Origin of the sequence: Streptomyces sp. E-08, assembly GCF_049913095.1 — a bacterium.
In the GTDB taxonomy this organism is placed as follows: Bacteria; Actinomycetota; Actinomycetes; order Streptomycetales; family Streptomycetaceae; genus Streptomyces.
Genome location: NZ_CP183971.1, coordinates 140,328 through 156,166 on the forward strand (window position 1 = coordinate 140,328; position 15,839 = coordinate 156,166).

Consider the following 15,839-nt stretch of genomic DNA (forward strand, 5'->3'; position numbering starts at 1 on the left):
ATGGTGCTTCGCGTCGCCGCCACGGAGCGGGGGATGTGCGGTGACCGCGGATCCTGAGTGCGAGGTGCACGGCCGGGAACCGCTGCCCCACGCCCTCGGAAGAGTCCCTCTTCACCTTCTTCAGGAGACCACCCCGCACGGCCGACTGCGCAGGCTGCTCGGCGTGGTCGGCGCCGCCCACATGTCCGACTTGCCCCCACCTGGAAGTGAAGCAGGTCACTCTCCGTAAGCCATCGCGCATGGATCGGAGAGGCCAGGGCAGGCGGCCGAATCACCGGGCGACCGGCAGGGGGACTCGGAGAACGGAAGGCCAGACACAACGTGACGGCAGCACGACAGACCATTCATGTGGGCGGAGAGTGGCGCGCAGCCCTGTCCGGAGCCACGCGCGAGATCATCGACCCCGCCGACGCGACCGCCTTCGCGGTCGTGGCCGAGGGCGGTGTCCAGGACACGGACGAGGCCGTGGCCGCGGCACGGGCCGCTTTCGACGACGGTTCCTGGCCCCGTACACCGGCCGCCGAGCGCGCCGCCCTGCTGCGGCGCGTCGCCGACCTCCTGAAGCGCGACCGCGAGCGGATCGGCGCCCTGGAGAGCCAGGACGCGGGCAAGACGCTGGAGGAGGGCCGCATCGACGTCGACTGCGTCCGCGACGCCTTCCTCTACTTCGCCGACCTCGTCGCGAACGAGGACGCCGCGGGACGGATCGTCGACGCCGGGTCCGACGACATCCGGAGCGTCGTCGTGAGCGAGCCGGTCGGGGTCTGCGCGCTGATCACGCCGTGGAACTATCCGCTGCTCCAGGCCAGCTGGAAGATCGCGCCCGCTCTCGCGGCCGGGAACACGTTCGTGATCAAGCCCAGCGAGATCACCCCGCTGAGCACCGTCGTCCTGGTCGAACTGCTTCTGGAGGCCGGACTGCCCCTCGGCGCGGCCAACATCGTCACCGGCCCCGGGGGCACCGTCGGCGCGAGGCTGGCCGAACACCCCGACGTCGACCTCGTCTCGTTCACGGGCGGGCTCGTCAGCGGAACGAAGGTCGCGAAGGCCGCTGCCGACAGCGTGAAGAAGGTCGCGCTCGAACTGGGCGGAAAGAACCCCAACGTCGTCTTCGCCGACTCCTGTTCGACACCGGAGGGGTTCGACACCGCCGTCGACCAGGCGCTCAACGCCGCCTTCATCCACAGCGGCCAGGTCTGCTCCGCCGGCTCCCGCCTGATCGTCGAGGAGTCGCTGCGCGAGCGCTTCGTCACCGAACTCGCCCGCCGCGCCGCACACATCAGGCTGGGACGCGGCACCGAGCACGGGGTCGAGTGCGGTCCACTGGTCTCCGCGGCCCAGCTGGCGAGGACCGAGGAGTACGTCGCCTCCGCCCTCGCCGAGGGCGCGGTCCTGCGGGCCGGCGGCGAGAAGACGGCCGGTCCCGGCTACTTCTTCCGGCCCACGGTCCTCGACCGTTGCGACCGCGGCATGCGGGTCGTCCGCGAGGAGGTCTTCGGTCCCGTCCTCACCGTCGAGACCTTCCGCACGGAAGCGGAGGCCGTGGCCCTCGCCAACGACACCGAGTACGGGCTCGCCGGAGCGGTGTGGACCTCGGACGAGGACCGCGCCCGGCGGGTCGCGGCCCGACTGCGCCACGGCACCGTCTGGATCAACGACTTCCACCCGTACCTGCCGCAGGCGGAATGGGGCGGCTTCGGAAAATCCGGCATCGGCCGCGAGCTGGGTCCCAGCGGTCTCGCCGAGTACCTCGAGACCAAGCACATCTACCAGAACCTCGCCCCCCGCCCCGTGCGCTGGTTCGCGGGCGAGACGCAGAAGGACGAGGCATGAACGACGAGCACGTGTACGACTACGTCATCGTCGGCGGCGGCACCGCCGGTTCGGTGATCGCCTCTCGGCTGACCGAGGACCCGGACCTCTCCGTCGCCGTCATCGAGGGCGGCCCCAGTGACGTCGGACGCGACGACGTCCTCACCCTGCGCCGCTGGATGGGCCTCCTCGGCGGCGAGCTGGACTACGACTACCCCACCACCGAGCAGCCCCGGGGCAACTCGTACATCCGCCACAGCCGCGCCCGGGTGCTGGGCGGCTGCTCCTCGCACAACACCCTCATCGCGTTCAAGCCCCTCCCCTCCGACTGGGACGAATGGGCCGAGGCAGGTGCCGAGGGGTGGGACGCCACCACCATGGACCCCTACTTCGCCCGGCTGCGCAACAACATCGTGCCCGTCGACGAAGCCGACCGGAACGCGATCGCGAAGGACTTCGTCGACGCGGCGCGGGCCGCCCTCGGAGTGCCGCGGGTGGAGGGCTTCAACCGCGCGCCCTTCCATGAGGGCGTCGGATTCTTCGACCTCGCCTACCACCCGGAGAACAACAAGCGGTCGTCCGCCTCGGTCGCCTATCTGCACCCCTTCCTGGACCGGCCGAACCTGCACATCGCCCTGGAGACCTGGGCGTTCAGGCTGGAGTTCGAGGGGACCCGCGCGACCGGCGTGCACGTCCGCACCAAGGACGGCACGGAACGGGTCGTACGAGCCCGGCGCGAGATCCTCGTGTGCGCGGGCGCCGTGGACACCCCGCGCCTGCTGCTGCACTCCGGCGTCGGTCCGCGAGCCGACCTGGAGAAGCTCGGCATCCCCGTCGTGCACGACCTGCCGGGCGTGGGGGAGAACCTGCTCGACCATCCCGAGTCGGTCATCGTGTGGGAGACCCACGGCCCGATCCCGGAGAACTCGGCGATGGATTCGGACGCCGGTCTGTTCGTCCGCCGTGACCCGGCGGTCGAGGGGCCGGACCTGATGTTCCACTTCTACCAGATCCCCTTCACCGACAACCCCGAGCGGATCGGATACGAACGGCCCGCGCACGGCGTGTCGATGACCCCCAACATCCCCAAGCCGCGCAGCCGCGGCCGGCTCTACCTGACGAGCGCCGACCCCGAGGACAAGCCGGCACTCGACTTCCGGTATTTCACCGACGAGGACGACTACGACGGCAGGACGCTCGTCGACGGGATCCGCGTCGCCCGGCGGATCGCGGCGAGCGAACCGCTGGCCGGATGGCTCAAGCGCGAGGTGTGCCCGGGGCCCGAGATCACCTCCGACGAGGAACTGAGCGCCTACGCCCGGCACGTCGCGCACACCGTCTACCACCCCGCCGGCACCTGCCGCATGGGTGCCGTCGACGACGAACTCGCCGTCGTCGCACCCGACCTGCGGATCCGGGGCCTGGACGGTATCCGCGTCGCCGACGCGTCCGTGTTCCCGACCATGCCCGCCGTCAACCCCATGATCGGCGTGCTGATGGTCGGTGAGAAATGCGCCGACCTGCTGGGAGGTACGACCCGATGAGCGCTCCGTCCGCCCCCACGCGCACCACGACCTCGTCCAGGCCCTCCGAGGGGGCCGTCTTCTCCGTGCGCGGTCTGTGGAAGGTCTTCGGTCCGAAGGCCGACCGCGTGCCGGCCGACCCGGAGCTCGCACGGCTCGGCGCCGTCGAGCTGCGCGGGCGGACCGGGTGCACCGCCGCCGTCCGCGACGTCTCCTTCGACGTCGGCAAGGGCGAGGTCTTCGTCGTCATGGGCCTCTCGGGCTCGGGCAAGTCGACCCTCGTACGCTGCCTGACCAGGCTCGTCGAGCCGACCTCGGGCACGATCTCCATCGACGGCGAGGACGTCCTGTCCATGGACCCCGGCCGGCTCCGCGAGCTGCGCCGGCATCGCGCCGCGATGGTCTTCCAGCACTTCGGGCTGCTGCCGCACCGCACGGTGCTCGACAACATCGCCTACGGGCTGGAGATCCAGGGCGTGGGACGCGGCGAACGACGTGAGCGGGCGGCGGACTTCGTCGCCAAGGTCGGCCTGGAGGGCCTGGAGCAGCGCCGTCCGGCCCAGTTGTCCGGTGGTCAGCAGCAGCGGGTCGGCCTGGCCCGCGCCCTGGCCGTGGACCCCGAAGTCCTGCTGTTCGACGAGCCGTTCAGCGCGCTGGACCCGCTCATCCGCCGGGACATGCAGGAGGAGGTCGTACGCCTGCACCGGGAGGAGGGCCGCACGATGGTCTTCATCACGCACGACCTGAGCGAGGCGCTCAAGCTCGGCGACCGCATCGCCCTGATGCGTGACGGCCGGATCGTGCAGATCGGCACGCCGGAGGAGATCGTGGGCTCCCCCGCCGACGACTACGTCAGGGACTTCGTCCGGGACGTGCCGCGCGAGCAGGTGCTGACCGTCCGCTCGGCGATGCGCCCCGCGCTCCCCGGTGAGCGCGAGGCCGGCCCCGCGCTCACCCCTGGCGCCACCGTCCAGGAGGCCATCGAAGCCGTCGCCCGGACGGGCGAGGTCGCGCGGGTTGTCGAGAACGGCCGCTGCCTCGGTGTGGTGGACCACGCGGGACTGCTGGGTGTCGTCGCCGGCGTCCCGGCCGCGACGGGAAAGGCGGTGGCCTGATGCACTCCCCCACCACCTGGCCGCCGCCGTGCCGCACGCCCGGTGCCGGAGCCCGGGGAGAACGTCGCGACACCGGACGCCTCCCCTCCCCCGGTTTCTCGGACCCCGCCCGTGACGCCGGACGCTCACACGGCCCGTCCGTCGGCGGGAGTACGGACGGCACCGGAACCGACGTCCGGCCGGCCGACGGGAGGACGGACGGCACCGTCGTCCGGCCGGACGACGGGAGCACCAGCGGACAGGACCCCGTCCGTTCCTCGGGCCGGACGCGTGGCGCGGGGCGGTGGGTTCGTTGACCGTGACCGCTCCTCACGCTCCTCCAGGCCGCGCGGCCACCGGCACGGTCGGAGCCGGCGAGGCCCGGCCCGCCCGGCTGCACGCACTCACGCGGCACCGAGGCCGGCTGATCGCCGCGGGCACGGCCCTCGCGCTGCTCCTCGGCGCCGTCCTTCTGGGTGGCGGCGGCTGGCCGGGAGCACTCGCCGTCGACGTGTCCGCTCCGCTCGAGCGCGGCAGCGAATGGATCATCGACAACCGTGACAGCCACCCGCTGTTCCTCTACGTGCTCGGCCACGTGAGCAATGCGGTGGTCGTCGCGGTCCGCGCGGTCTACCTGGTGCTGCTCGCCGTCGGATGGGCCGGCGTCACCGCCGCCGTCGGCCTGGTGGCCTGGCGCGTCGCGGGCGTGCGGCTCGCGCTGACCTCCGTCGCCGCCTTCGCCGTGTGCGGACTGCTCGGCATGTGGGTGCCCACCCTGCAGACGCTCGCCCTGATGGTGGTCGCCGTCGCCGCTTCGGTGCTGCTCGGCGGTCTCCTCGGGCTCGCCGCCGGCCTGTCGGACCGAATGCACCGCGTCCTGCGCCCGGTCCTCGACACCATGCAGGTGCTGCCGGCCTTCGCGTATCTGCTGCCCGTCGTCCTGGTCTTCGGCATCGGCGTGCCCGCGGCCGTCCTCGCCACCGTGGTCTACGCCGCCCCGCCCATGGCCCGTCTCACCGCGCTAGGGCTGCGTGACGCGGACGCCGGTGTCATGGAGGCCGCCGCGTCCCTCGGTGCCACCGGAAGGCAGCGGCTGCTGACCGCCCGGCTTCCGCTGGCTCGCAGGGAACTCCTGCTCGGCGTCAACCAGTCGATCATGATGGCCCTCGGCATGGCGGTGATCGCGTCCGTCATCGGGGCGGGCGGCCTCGGCGACCGCGTCTACCAGGCGCTGGCCTCCGTCGACGTCGGTGCCGCGCTCGCCGCCGGTGTGCCGGTCGTGCTGCTCGCCGTCGTCCTGGACCGCGTCACCGCCGCGGCGGGAGAGCGCATCGGTGCGGCGCCCGCGCGGCGGACCGCACTCGGATGGGCCGTCGCTCTCGCGGTGACCGCGGTCGTCGCCGTCGCGGGCCGGCTGTCCGACCGGCTCTCCTGGCCCGACGCCTGGACGGTCGACGTCGCCGGGCCCGTCAACGGGGCGGTCGACTGGATGACCGCGCACCTCTACTCCGGCGTGCCGGTCGTCGGCGGTACCGCGGACTGGGCCGGACGGTTCACCACCTGGGTCCTCAACCCCCTGCGCGACGGCCTGCAGGGGCTGCCCTGGTGGGCGGTCCTTCTGACGGTCGGCGCGCTCGCCCTGCTCATCGGCACGTGGCGCACCGCCGCGACGGCCGTCCTCGCGACGGCGGCGATCGGGGTGCTCGGTGTCTGGGACCCGGCTCTCGACACGCTGTCACAGGTGCTGGCCGCCGTCGCCGTGACGCTGCTCCTCGGTGTCGCCCTGGGGGTCGCCGCCGCCCGCAGCACCCGCCTGGGGCGGGCACTGCGCCCGGTGCTCGACGTCTTCCAGACCATGCCTCAGTTCGTGTACCTGATCCCTGTCGTCGCCCTGTTCGGCGTGGGCCGGGCCCCGGCGGTCGCGGCCGCCGTGGTCTACGCGCTGCCGGCCGTCGTACGGATCACCGCACAGGGCGTGCGCGGGGTGGACCCGGCCGTGATGGAGGCCTCGCGCTCCTTGGGCGCGACGGGGCGGCAGCAGCTGTTCCAGGTCCAGCTTCCCCTGGCGCGGCCCGCGTTGCTGCTCGCCGTCAACCAGGGCGTGGTCCTCGTACTCGCCGTGGTCGTCATCGGCGGCCTGGTGGGCGGTGGCGCGCTCGGGTACGACGCGGTCTTCGGTCTCGCCCAGGGCGACCTGGCGACCGGTCTGGTCGCCGGCGCGGCGATCGTCTGCCTCGGCCTGATGCTCGACCGGGTCACCCAGCCGACGGAACACCGCGCACACGCCGGAAAGGGGGCCTGAGATGGCTCGCACACGTCTCGCCGCACTCGTGACCGCGGCCGCCCTGGCGGCCGGTCTCACCGGCTGCGGCGCCGCCGACATGACCCGCCAGGCCTCCCCGTACGCCGACGCGAAAGACTCCCGGACGGTGACCCTGTCCGTACAGTCGTGGGTGGGCGCCCAGGCCGACGTCGCCGTCGCCCAGTACCTCCTGGAGCACGAGCTCGGCTACCGGGTGGACACCGTCCAGATCGACGAGGTGCCCGCCTGGGACGCGCTCAGCCAGGGCCGGGTCGACGCCATCCTGGAGGACTGGGGGCACCCCGACCAGGAGAAGCGGTACATCGACGACAAGGGGACGGTCGAGCGGGGCGGCGATCTCGGGGTGACCGGCCACATCGGCTGGTTCGTGCCCACGTACTTCGCCGAGAAGCACCCGGACGTCACGGACTGGAGGAACCTGAACCGGTACGCCGAGGCGTTCCGTACGGCGGAGAGCGGCGGCAAGGGCCAGCTGATGGACGGCTCCCCGTCCTACGTCACGAACGACAAGGCGCTCGTGGACAGTCTGGGCCTCGACTACCAGGTCGTCTTCGCGGGCTCGGAAGCAGCGCAGATCACACAGATCAAGCAGTTCGCCAAGGAGAAGAAGCCGTTCCTGACCTACTGGTACACGCCCCAGTGGCTGTTCGAGAAGGTTCCCATGACGGAGGTGAGGCTGCCGGCCCACAAGGAGGGCTGCGACGCCGACCCGGAGAAGGTGGCCTGCGCGTACCCGCACACGCCGCTGCAGAAGTTCCTCAACGCCCGCTTCGCCGAGGGCGGAGGTGACGCCGCCGCCTTCCTGAAGAAGTTCCGGTGGACGACCGCCATGCAGAACGACGTCGCCCTGATGATCGCCGAGCAGGGACTGTCGCCGCAGGAGGCGGCGGGCCGGTGGGTGAAGGAGAACGAGTCCACCTGGCGGGCATGGCTCCCGTCCTGACGCGGGGGCCGGGCGCGTGAGCCGGTGGACGCCGAACCCGGCGTCCACCGGCTCCGGCCGTTCGCAAGCCCGGACCCTTTGACCGCCGTCGGCTACGGCAGCGGGGGGCGGGCTGCTCGGGACCGTGGTGGCCCCGCGCCGGGCGAACCGAGCCGCGGGTCCCGCGCTCTCACCAGCCGTTGGGTCACAGCTGAACAACGTCCAGCTTTTCGTACTGATCGCGCCGTGCCCTTGTGGGAGAACAGATGCCATGTGCGGAGACGACGCGATACCCGCGAAAGCGGATCTGACGGAGACTCAGTGGGCCAGGAGCCTGGAACTCCCGAGCCGACACACCGGCCGGCCCTCCCTGCACCGGCGGACCCTGCTCGCCTCGATGGTGGCCAGCGCCACGCTCGCCGCCCTGCCGGGGCGGGCCACGGCCGGCCCGGCGCTCGCGGACCGCCCGCGGAGGTTTCCGCAGCCCACCGGGGTGGGCCGCGACGGCGCGTTGTCGGTGCTGGTCACCGGCGACGCGGGAACCGGGGAGGCGGCACAGTACGCGGTGGCCGCGGCCGCACGCCAGATCTGCGCGGCTGAGGACGTGCGACTGGCCGTCGGGCTCGGCGACAACATCTACGAGAACGGCCCCGAGTCCGACCACGACTCCGAGTTCGCCACGAAGTTCGAGCAGCCCAACACCGGCATCGACGTCCCCTGGCTCATGGTGCTCGGCAACCACGACTGCTCCGGCATCATCCCCGGCAGCGGCGGCGACCCGTCCCGCGGCGACCGCGAGGTGGCCTACGCGGCGGCCTCCCCCCGGTGGTACATGCCCTCCCGTTACTACTCGGTGACCGTCCCCGCCACCCCTGGGGACACCACGCCGCTCGTGGAGTTCTTCGCCCTCGACACGAACCCCGTGACCTCCACCGTCACGCAGACCGACCCGTACTACACATGGGACGGCCCGTACATGCGTGAGCAGCGCCGCTGGCTCGACGACGCGCTGTCCCGCTCCCAGGCCAGATGGAAGGTCGTGCTCGGCCACCACCCGTATCTGAACAACGGACAGCACGGCAACGCCGGACGCTACGACGGATTCCTCGTCGGGCACTACACGCGCCGCATCCACCTCAAGGAACTGTACGAAGAAGTCGTCTGCGGACGGGCCGACCTGATCCTGTCCGGGCACGACCACACGCTCCAGGTACTCGAACCCACCACGGCCAGCCGCGGCACCCGGCAGATCGTCTGCGGAGCCGCCGGCAAGACGGGCGACGGGCGGGCGCACGGGGCGACCCCGGCCCGCTGGCAGGACTTCTCTCAGCACGGATTCATGATCGCCAAGGTGACCGAGGAGCACTTGACCCTGAACGCCTACACCGTCGACGTCGACACCGCCCGCGCCACCTTGGCCCACACCTCGTCCATCCGCCCGTTGCAGGTCGCTGCCGCCTGAACCCTGGTTCGTGATCCTGCCCCGTCGCCTCGATCTTTCCTCGAGCCCGGTCGGCTCGGGTGACATGCTCGCTTGCGCAACCCGTCTCGGTGCCCCGGCGTCTAGCACCATGAAGGACGGCTGCCGACCCGGGAGAGCACATGGCGAACAGCGACCAGAGGACGGACGCGGCAAGCGACAAGGACCGCGAAAAGTGGATGGCGCGTTTCCAGGTGCGGCTGGCCATGCAGCCGGGCGTGGACCGGGCAGTCGTGCTCCAGGCGGTCAAGGAGGTCACGGCCCACTGCGCGGAAACGGGAGAACACCCCCGGACCGCCTTCGGCGATGCTGATTCCCACGCTGTTCAGGCCGCCGCGCGGCTGGTGCCGGCAGACCGCGCGGCGCGCGCGAGGCAGCGTAACGCCGTGGTGGACACGCTGGACTCCGTCCTCAAGAAGGCCCGGGACGTCGCCGGCCTGTGACCGCCTGAGGCGTCCGCCATGGCCTGGCACACGGGTCCCGTGGGACAGTCTCTGTCCGCTGCGGCTACTGGTCCGCTCAGCCGACGCCGTCGGGGGCGGCTCGCCTTCGTGCGGTGGTGCGGTGCAGTGATCCACAGCGCGCTCGACGGCGTCGCCGACAGGGTTTCGGATGGCTCAGAGGTAGCGTCCCGACATGGACCTTCACACGACTGTGGGACGCGCTCAGCGCCTTCAACAGCTGCACTCCGCCTTCAGGCCGCTCGTGCTTCCGACCGTGTGGGACGTCTGGTCCGCGCGGACAGCGGTCCGCGCCGGATTCCCGGCACTGACCGTCGGCAGCCACCCTCTCGCCGACTCCCGTGGCGCGGACGACCATGAGGGTCAGACCTTCGAAGAGGTCCTCGCCGCCGTCACGCCGATCATCGCGGCGGTGGACGTCCCCGTGTCGGTGGATCTGGAAGCGGGCTACGGACAGTCCCCCACAGACCTCATTTCCGGGCTCATCGAGGTGGGCGGCGTCGGACTCAACCTTGAGGACACCGTTCACTCCGAGGGCGGGCGCATGCGCACGACACAGGAGCACGCGGAGTTCATCGGCGGACTCCGGGCGGCGGCTGACGATGCGGGCGTGCCGATCTGGGTCAACGGGCGTACCGACCTCTTCCAGGACGCCGAAGACCCCTCCGGCGTTCTGGAGCAGGCGATCGAGCGACTGCTGGCGATGCAGCGGGCTGGAGCCGACAGTGTGTATCCGGTGGGCATTCAGGACAGCGACGATCTGCTCTCGGCTGTGATCGCCGCTGTCTCGGTTCCCGTGAACACCACAGCCCACCCTGTCCGGCACGACCTGGAACGCTTCCGCCGGCTCGGCGTCGCCAGGATCACGTACGGTCCGCTGTTGCAGTTCGCGATGACGGATGCGATGACGCACGTTCTCCAACCGTGGTCTTCTGAGGCCCACGCACCGCGTGAGTGATGTCGGAAGACGGAGCTGGTCCGGCCCGGGCTTCAAGGCTCCGACACGAAGCAGAGCATCAGCGCCGTGTCTTTCGACGCTGATCACCCCCCGCGGCCCCTGTAACCCCGAACGGGTCGAGCAGCGGCGGGACTCCTACGCCACACTCAGGCAGGCAGGCCGCTGATGCTCTGGGTCTGCCTCTCCTCCGTACGTCGCCTCGCCTCGAATCGGGCCATGGCAGCCGGCGGTCGGTCCTCTACCGGGGCCCGTCCGGCCGCCTCGCGGCCGGACCGCTGCTGTCCCGGACGACCAACTCCGGCGGCAGCATCCGGTGCCTCGCCAATGGCTCCCGGCCCCCCGCGGCGTCGAGCAAGAGGGTCACCGCGTTCCGCGCCATCTGCCGTCGGGGCAGAACCACGCTGGTCAACGCCGGTCGGGAGGACGGCCCGGCAGGGCAGTCGTCGTAGGCGACCACGGACAGGTCGTCGGGTACGGAGCGGCTCGCCGCCTGTGCGGCCTCGAGCGCTCCCGTCGCCAGGACGTCGTGCGTCGCGAACAGCGCCGTCACCTCGGGATGCGCGGCCAGGGCGAACCGGGCCGCGTCGAACGCCGCCCGGAAGGACGGCTCGTGGACGAAGTGCACCGCGTCCGCCCGGACTTCCGTGCCCTGCTCCGTAAACGCCCTCTTGAAGCCCTCGACGCGCCGGGCGTGTGCGGGACTCGCGAGGACCACGACGTGCTCGTGTCCCAGGTCGCGAAGGTGGCGGCCCGCCAGCAGGCCACCTTTCTCGTAGTCGACGGTCACGACGGGGAACCGCTCCGGCGCGTCCGTCTCCCAGGCACACAGGGCCACCGGGAAGCGTGCGTCGGAGAGCAGTGGCAGGTGGTCGAGGAGGTCCTGGTCGCCCGCGACGAGCAGGGCGTCGACGGAGCGGCTCGTCAGCCCCGCGAGATGTCGGCGTGCCCGATCACCACTCCTGCGCGTGGTGCACAGCAGAAGGTGGTGCCCGTGCTCGTCCAGCGCGTCCTCGACCTCCTCCACCAGGTCCGCGTAGAAGGCGGTTCCGACCGTGGGTACGAACAGGCCGACCGTGCGCGTGGACCCGGTGGCCAGGGACCGGGCCACGAGGTTCGGTACGTAGCCGAGTTCGTCGATCGCCGTGCGGACGCGCGCCGCGGTGTCGGGACGGACTCCTACCCGGCCGGTGACGACGTTCGAAACGGTTTGCTTCGTCACACCGGCTCGCCGGGCCACGTCCTGCATCGTCACCATGCGAAACCTCATCCGACCGTTCGGAGCCGAGGTCGGCAACGTAACCGGGCACTGCACTCCGGTCAACGCGACCCAGGAAGCGGCTGGTTGTGGACATCGAGCCCAGTGTGCGAATCCGTTTGGTTGTGCTGGGAATTTTTGACAAGAGCCTTGTTTTACCGGTCAAAGGAGCCCTACGTTCCCTCATATCGGCAGGCCCGTGATCCGGTCCACCCGCCGATGAGCCGGAGCTGCCCGGGAGGCGCCACCTCGCCGCCCGCGTCTGCCCGTCCACCAGGGCGCCCCCACGGGCTCGGGCAGGGCCACTCCGATCTCGTCCGTCGCCGCCGAACGGGGCATGTGTACGCGCCCCCGGGGCGGACGGTACGAGGCCCGGCCCCGCCGCCGGGCCTCTCCCCGCGGACGCCGCCGTCCCGCGCGTACGCCATCCCCCACTACGACGAGGAGTCCTCGTGTCAGCTCCCAGACGAAGGCTGATCGGCGCGGCAGTCGCCCTGGCCGTCGCCGCGGCAGGTGCCGACGCCCTGCTCCCGGGCTCGGCCTCAGCCGCACCGGAGGCGGCCACCTACACCGTCTCCGTCGGGTCCAAGGGGTCGTGGACCCACCCGACGGACACGCCCGCCGCGCCGTACATCGACAAGGACGGCACCTTCTTCTACCAGCAGTCCCACGCCCTCTACGGGGCGAGCGACCCGCGCAAGTGGGAGTTCTACACCGGCACGAACCTCGACACCGCGACCCGCTCCGCCGCGATCAGCGACGCCGTCAACCCGGCCAACGCCAACGACAAGAACAACGACACCACCTGGCGCTGCAACAACAGCCCCACCGGCATCCAGGCGTCCTACGCGCCGTCCGGATCGGGCTACGCCCAGAAGAACTACTGCGATCTGGCCGGTGTCTGGGTCGACCCGGACACGGGTGACTGGTACGGCCTCGTCCACAACGAGTTCACCCCGCAGCCCTTCGGCGACGGCCTGCACTTCGACGCCATCGACTACGCGGTCTCCAAGGACCAGGGCCGTACGTGGTCGATCAAGGACCACGTCATCACCTCCCCGTACAGCACCACCCGGGGTGACACCGCCGCGTTCCCGCAGCAGACCTACGACTACGGCGACGGCGACCAGCGTCTGTTCGTCGACACCGCGTCGGGCTACTTCTACGCCTTCTACGGCTCGCGCATCGTCAACAAGGGCGGTGGCTGGGGAGCCTTCTACAGCCACGTGGCCCGCGCGCCGATCGCCGGCAAGATGGCGTCCGCGTCCTGGCAGAAGTGGTACGACGGCGGCTGGTCGCAGCCCGGCAAGGGCGGCAAGGAAAGCAACATGGTGCCCGTCGGCGCCTCCAGCACCACGGGCTACACGCCGACGAACAAGGAGTACAGCCCGCTCAACGCCGGCACCATCAGCCAGCAGGTGGCGGCAGGCACCATGCCGGCCACATCGCCCCTGTTCGTCATGGACATCACCTACAACGCGTACCTCGGGCTCTACCTCGGCGAACCGCAGAACGTCGACCAGAGCGGCAACGCGTCCCAGGAGATCTACGCCACCGACGACCTGACCAAGCAGAAGTGGTTCCGTCTCGGTGACACAGGCACCTACAAGAACGCCTCCTGGTACCGCTGGTTCCTCGACAGTGCGAACAGGACCAGCTCTGGCATCGTCGGCAAGGACTTCCGCTCCTACTGCTCCTTCGGGTGCTCGAACGGAGCCTCCGGCGAGTACGTCAACCTGACCATCAACAGCTCCGCTCCCTCCGTGCCGATCGACACGGCCTCGGCCTACCGCATCTCCAGTGCCGAGGGCCGGGCCCTCGCCCAGGTGGCGGGCGGATCCACCACCACCTCGGTCGCCGCCCCCACCGGCTCCGCCCTGGAGTCGTGGGTCTTCAAGGCCAACGGAGACGGGTCCCACCGGATCGTCAACGCCTCCACCGGCCAACTCCTGGGCGTGGACTCCTCCGCCAACGCCGGCCGTGCCTGGGGGGCCAAGCCCACCGTCACCACCGCGCCCGCCGGCGGGCCCACCGTCGGCCAGCAGTGGTGGATCATCCCCGGCGCCTCCGCCACGGACGACTCCGCCACCGGCACGTACCGCCTGGTCAACCGCTACAGCGGCCTCGTGATCGGCCTGTCCGGCACCGCGAGCCGGCTCGCCGAGACCACTCCCACCCGCACCTGGACCAACGTCACCGGCAACACCGTCGGAGGCACGCGCGCCGCCGACGAACAGGTGCTGACCCTCACTCCGACGGGAGCCGCACCCACCACGCTCAACGGCAACCACACCCTCGTCACCAACGGCAAGGCCCTCGACAACCCCGATCACAGCACCAGGTCCGGCACCCAGCTCATCACCTGGCCGCCGACCGGAGGCGCCAACCAGAACTGGAAGTTCACCCAGCGGACCGACGGATCCTATGAGATCGCCAACGTCGAGTCCGGCCTCTGCGCCGACGTCGAAGGGTCGTCGACCACGGCGGGAGCCAGGGTCGTCCAGTGGACCTGTACCGGCGCCGCCAACCAGCGCTGGAACGCCACCCGCCAGACCAACGGCGCCTACAAGGTGACGTCCGCAGTGAGCGGCCTGCTCATGACCACTTCCTCCACCGCGAGCGGCGCCCTCGTGACACAGCAGGCAGACACCGGATCGACGCTCCAGCTGTGGGCGATCAACTGATCCTCTCAGGATCGCACTGAGCCTCTCAGGATCGCACTGTTCCTCCCCTGACCGCAGCGAGCGGGCCGGAGGCTCTCCTCAGGGGGCACCCGGCTCGCTCGTGATCCGCGGCGGGCGGTCACGTGGCAGGCAGACGCGCACTTCGGGGTGGTCCGCGTACAGACGGTCGAACGGTGTCCCCCGGACGTCGCGTACGTGCTCGTCGAAGAAGGCGCGCAGGTAGGTGCGGGTGATCGCCGTGGTGCGCAGCCCCGAGGTGCTCGCGCCGAGCGGCAGTCCGAGCTGATCGGCCAGGAGGCCGAGATCGGTGAAGGACGGGTGCTTGGCGCCCGCGACCACCAGCCAGCGCTTCCAGCCGGTCAGGAGCGGCCAGTCTCGGGCCCAGGTGTCCGCGGCAGGTCCGTCGCCGGGAGAGTACTGGCCGTCCCGGCCGAGGAACAGGAACGGGCGCTCCAGGCCGGTGTCCGGGATCAGAGAATCGGTACTGCCGTCCACGTTGCTGCCCGCACGGATGCGCTCGTCCGCGGTCATCGCCGCGATCGTGGCCGCGCCTCCTGCGGAATGCCCGGCCATGCCGATCCGGTCCGGGGCCAGCACGGCGGCACCTTCCCAGGGCGGGTTGCTGCCGAACAGCCGGTCGAGCACGAAGGAGACGTCGCGGGCACGGCCGGTCCTCACCTTCCGCCAGAACTCGGCGGTGCGCGCGAACCCGTGGCCGAGGCCGAAGGCGGCCACCCGACCGTCCGGAAAGGTGGTGGCCGCGGTCTCGTAGGTGTGGTCGATCGCGACCGCGACATAGCCGTGGCTGGCCAGGTCCTCGCCGATCGAGGTGAGCGTGGCGCGGGGCCGGGTGAATCCCGGGGAGAGAACGACCAGCGGCAGTTCCCGCAGTCCGGGGGCGAGTGGGGCGTCGGGGAAGGCGTGGGTGCGTACCGTGCTGAGCGCGTCGGGCACGACGGAAGCCTGCCCGCCGGCCAGGACGTGCGCCGACTCCGTTCGCGTCATGTAGCGGGCCCGCGGACCGGAGGTGCGTGCGGCCGGGTACCAGATCGTGATCATCAGCTCGCGCGTCGGCACCTCCGGGACCCATGGATCCGGACGGGAGACGTCCTCGAGGTACACCGACGCGGCACCGACCGGATGCGGCCCGGTCGGCGTCGGCAAGGTGGGTATGACCATGCACTGCATGGTCATGGGCCGCGCCCGACTGCGCCATCGGGGAGATCCCTGATGTGTGAGGCCCGGCTCGCATGGTGTCCGTGCGTGTGCGGGTTGCCTCGCCGTTGTGGTGGTGCGGTGTGCCCATGTGCAGCAGAGCGATCGTCTC

11 protein-coding genes are annotated in these 15,839 nt (G+C 71.0%); 9 read left to right on the top strand and 2 right to left on the bottom strand.

Annotated elements, in window-relative coordinates:
- Positions 1–321 precede the first annotated feature (321 nt).
- From ACN9MM_RS00775 to ACN9MM_RS00810, 8 genes are all read left to right on the top strand, one after another.
- Positions 322–1,833, top strand: coding sequence for an aldehyde dehydrogenase family protein (locus ACN9MM_RS00775; protein ID WP_426361778.1), 1,512 nt, complete (start codon positions 322–324; stop codon positions 1,831–1,833).
- The gene (locus ACN9MM_RS00780) at positions 1,830–3,356 is read left to right on the top strand and encodes a GMC family oxidoreductase (RefSeq protein ID WP_426361779.1); all 1,527 of its coding nucleotides are present in this window, start codon (positions 1,830–1,832) and stop codon (positions 3,354–3,356) included. The genes ACN9MM_RS00775 and ACN9MM_RS00780 overlap by 4 nt, the downstream gene beginning before the upstream one ends.
- Complete coding sequence (locus ACN9MM_RS00785) at positions 3,353–4,450, top strand: quaternary amine ABC transporter ATP-binding protein (protein WP_426361780.1); 1,098 nt, start codon at positions 3,353–3,355, stop codon at positions 4,448–4,450. The genes ACN9MM_RS00780 and ACN9MM_RS00785 overlap by 4 nt, the downstream gene beginning before the upstream one ends.
- A 292-nt stretch (positions 4,451–4,742) precedes the next feature.
- Entirely contained in the window at positions 4,743–6,731 is a 1,989-nt protein-coding gene (locus ACN9MM_RS00790; protein WP_426361781.1) for an ABC transporter permease, read from the top strand.
- Position 6,732: 1 nt separating this feature from the next.
- Positions 6,733–7,695, top strand: coding sequence for an ABC transporter substrate-binding protein (locus tag ACN9MM_RS00795; RefSeq protein WP_426361782.1), 963 nt, complete (start codon positions 6,733–6,735; stop codon positions 7,693–7,695).
- Between the two features lie 250 nt (positions 7,696–7,945).
- Positions 7,946–9,136 carry a metallophosphoesterase gene (locus ACN9MM_RS00800; protein WP_426361783.1) on the top strand — a complete coding sequence of 397 codons (1,191 nt, stop codon included), beginning with the start codon at positions 7,946–7,948 and terminating at the stop codon, positions 9,134–9,136.
- Positions 9,137–9,276: 140 nt separating this feature from the next.
- Positions 9,277–9,597: a hypothetical protein gene (locus ACN9MM_RS00805; protein WP_426361784.1), complete on the top strand. Its 321-nt coding sequence runs from the start codon at positions 9,277–9,279 to the stop codon at positions 9,595–9,597.
- Between the two features lie 193 nt (positions 9,598–9,790).
- Positions 9,791–10,573 carry an isocitrate lyase/PEP mutase family protein gene (locus ACN9MM_RS00810; RefSeq protein WP_426361785.1) on the top strand — a complete coding sequence of 261 codons (783 nt, stop codon included), beginning with the start codon at positions 9,791–9,793 and terminating at the stop codon, positions 10,571–10,573.
- Between the two features lie 238 nt (positions 10,574–10,811).
- Here the strand turns inward: ACN9MM_RS00810 and ACN9MM_RS00815 are convergent, their stop codons facing one another.
- On the bottom strand, positions 10,812–11,828 hold the full coding sequence (locus ACN9MM_RS00815) for a LacI family DNA-binding transcriptional regulator (RefSeq protein WP_426361786.1): 1,017 nt from the start codon (positions 11,826–11,828) through the stop codon (positions 10,812–10,814).
- Positions 11,829–12,280: 452 nt separating this feature from the next.
- Between ACN9MM_RS00815 and ACN9MM_RS00820 the strand changes: the two genes are divergently transcribed.
- Positions 12,281–14,512 (top strand): RICIN domain-containing protein, encoded by a 2,232-nt coding sequence (locus ACN9MM_RS00820; protein WP_426361787.1) that lies wholly within the window; start codon positions 12,281–12,283, stop codon positions 14,510–14,512.
- Between the two features lie 78 nt (positions 14,513–14,590).
- Here the strand turns inward: ACN9MM_RS00820 and ACN9MM_RS00825 are convergent, their stop codons facing one another.
- On the bottom strand, positions 14,591–15,691 hold the full coding sequence (locus ACN9MM_RS00825) for an alpha/beta hydrolase family protein (RefSeq protein WP_426361788.1): 1,101 nt from the start codon (positions 15,689–15,691) through the stop codon (positions 14,591–14,593).
- Positions 15,692–15,839 lie beyond the last annotated feature (148 nt).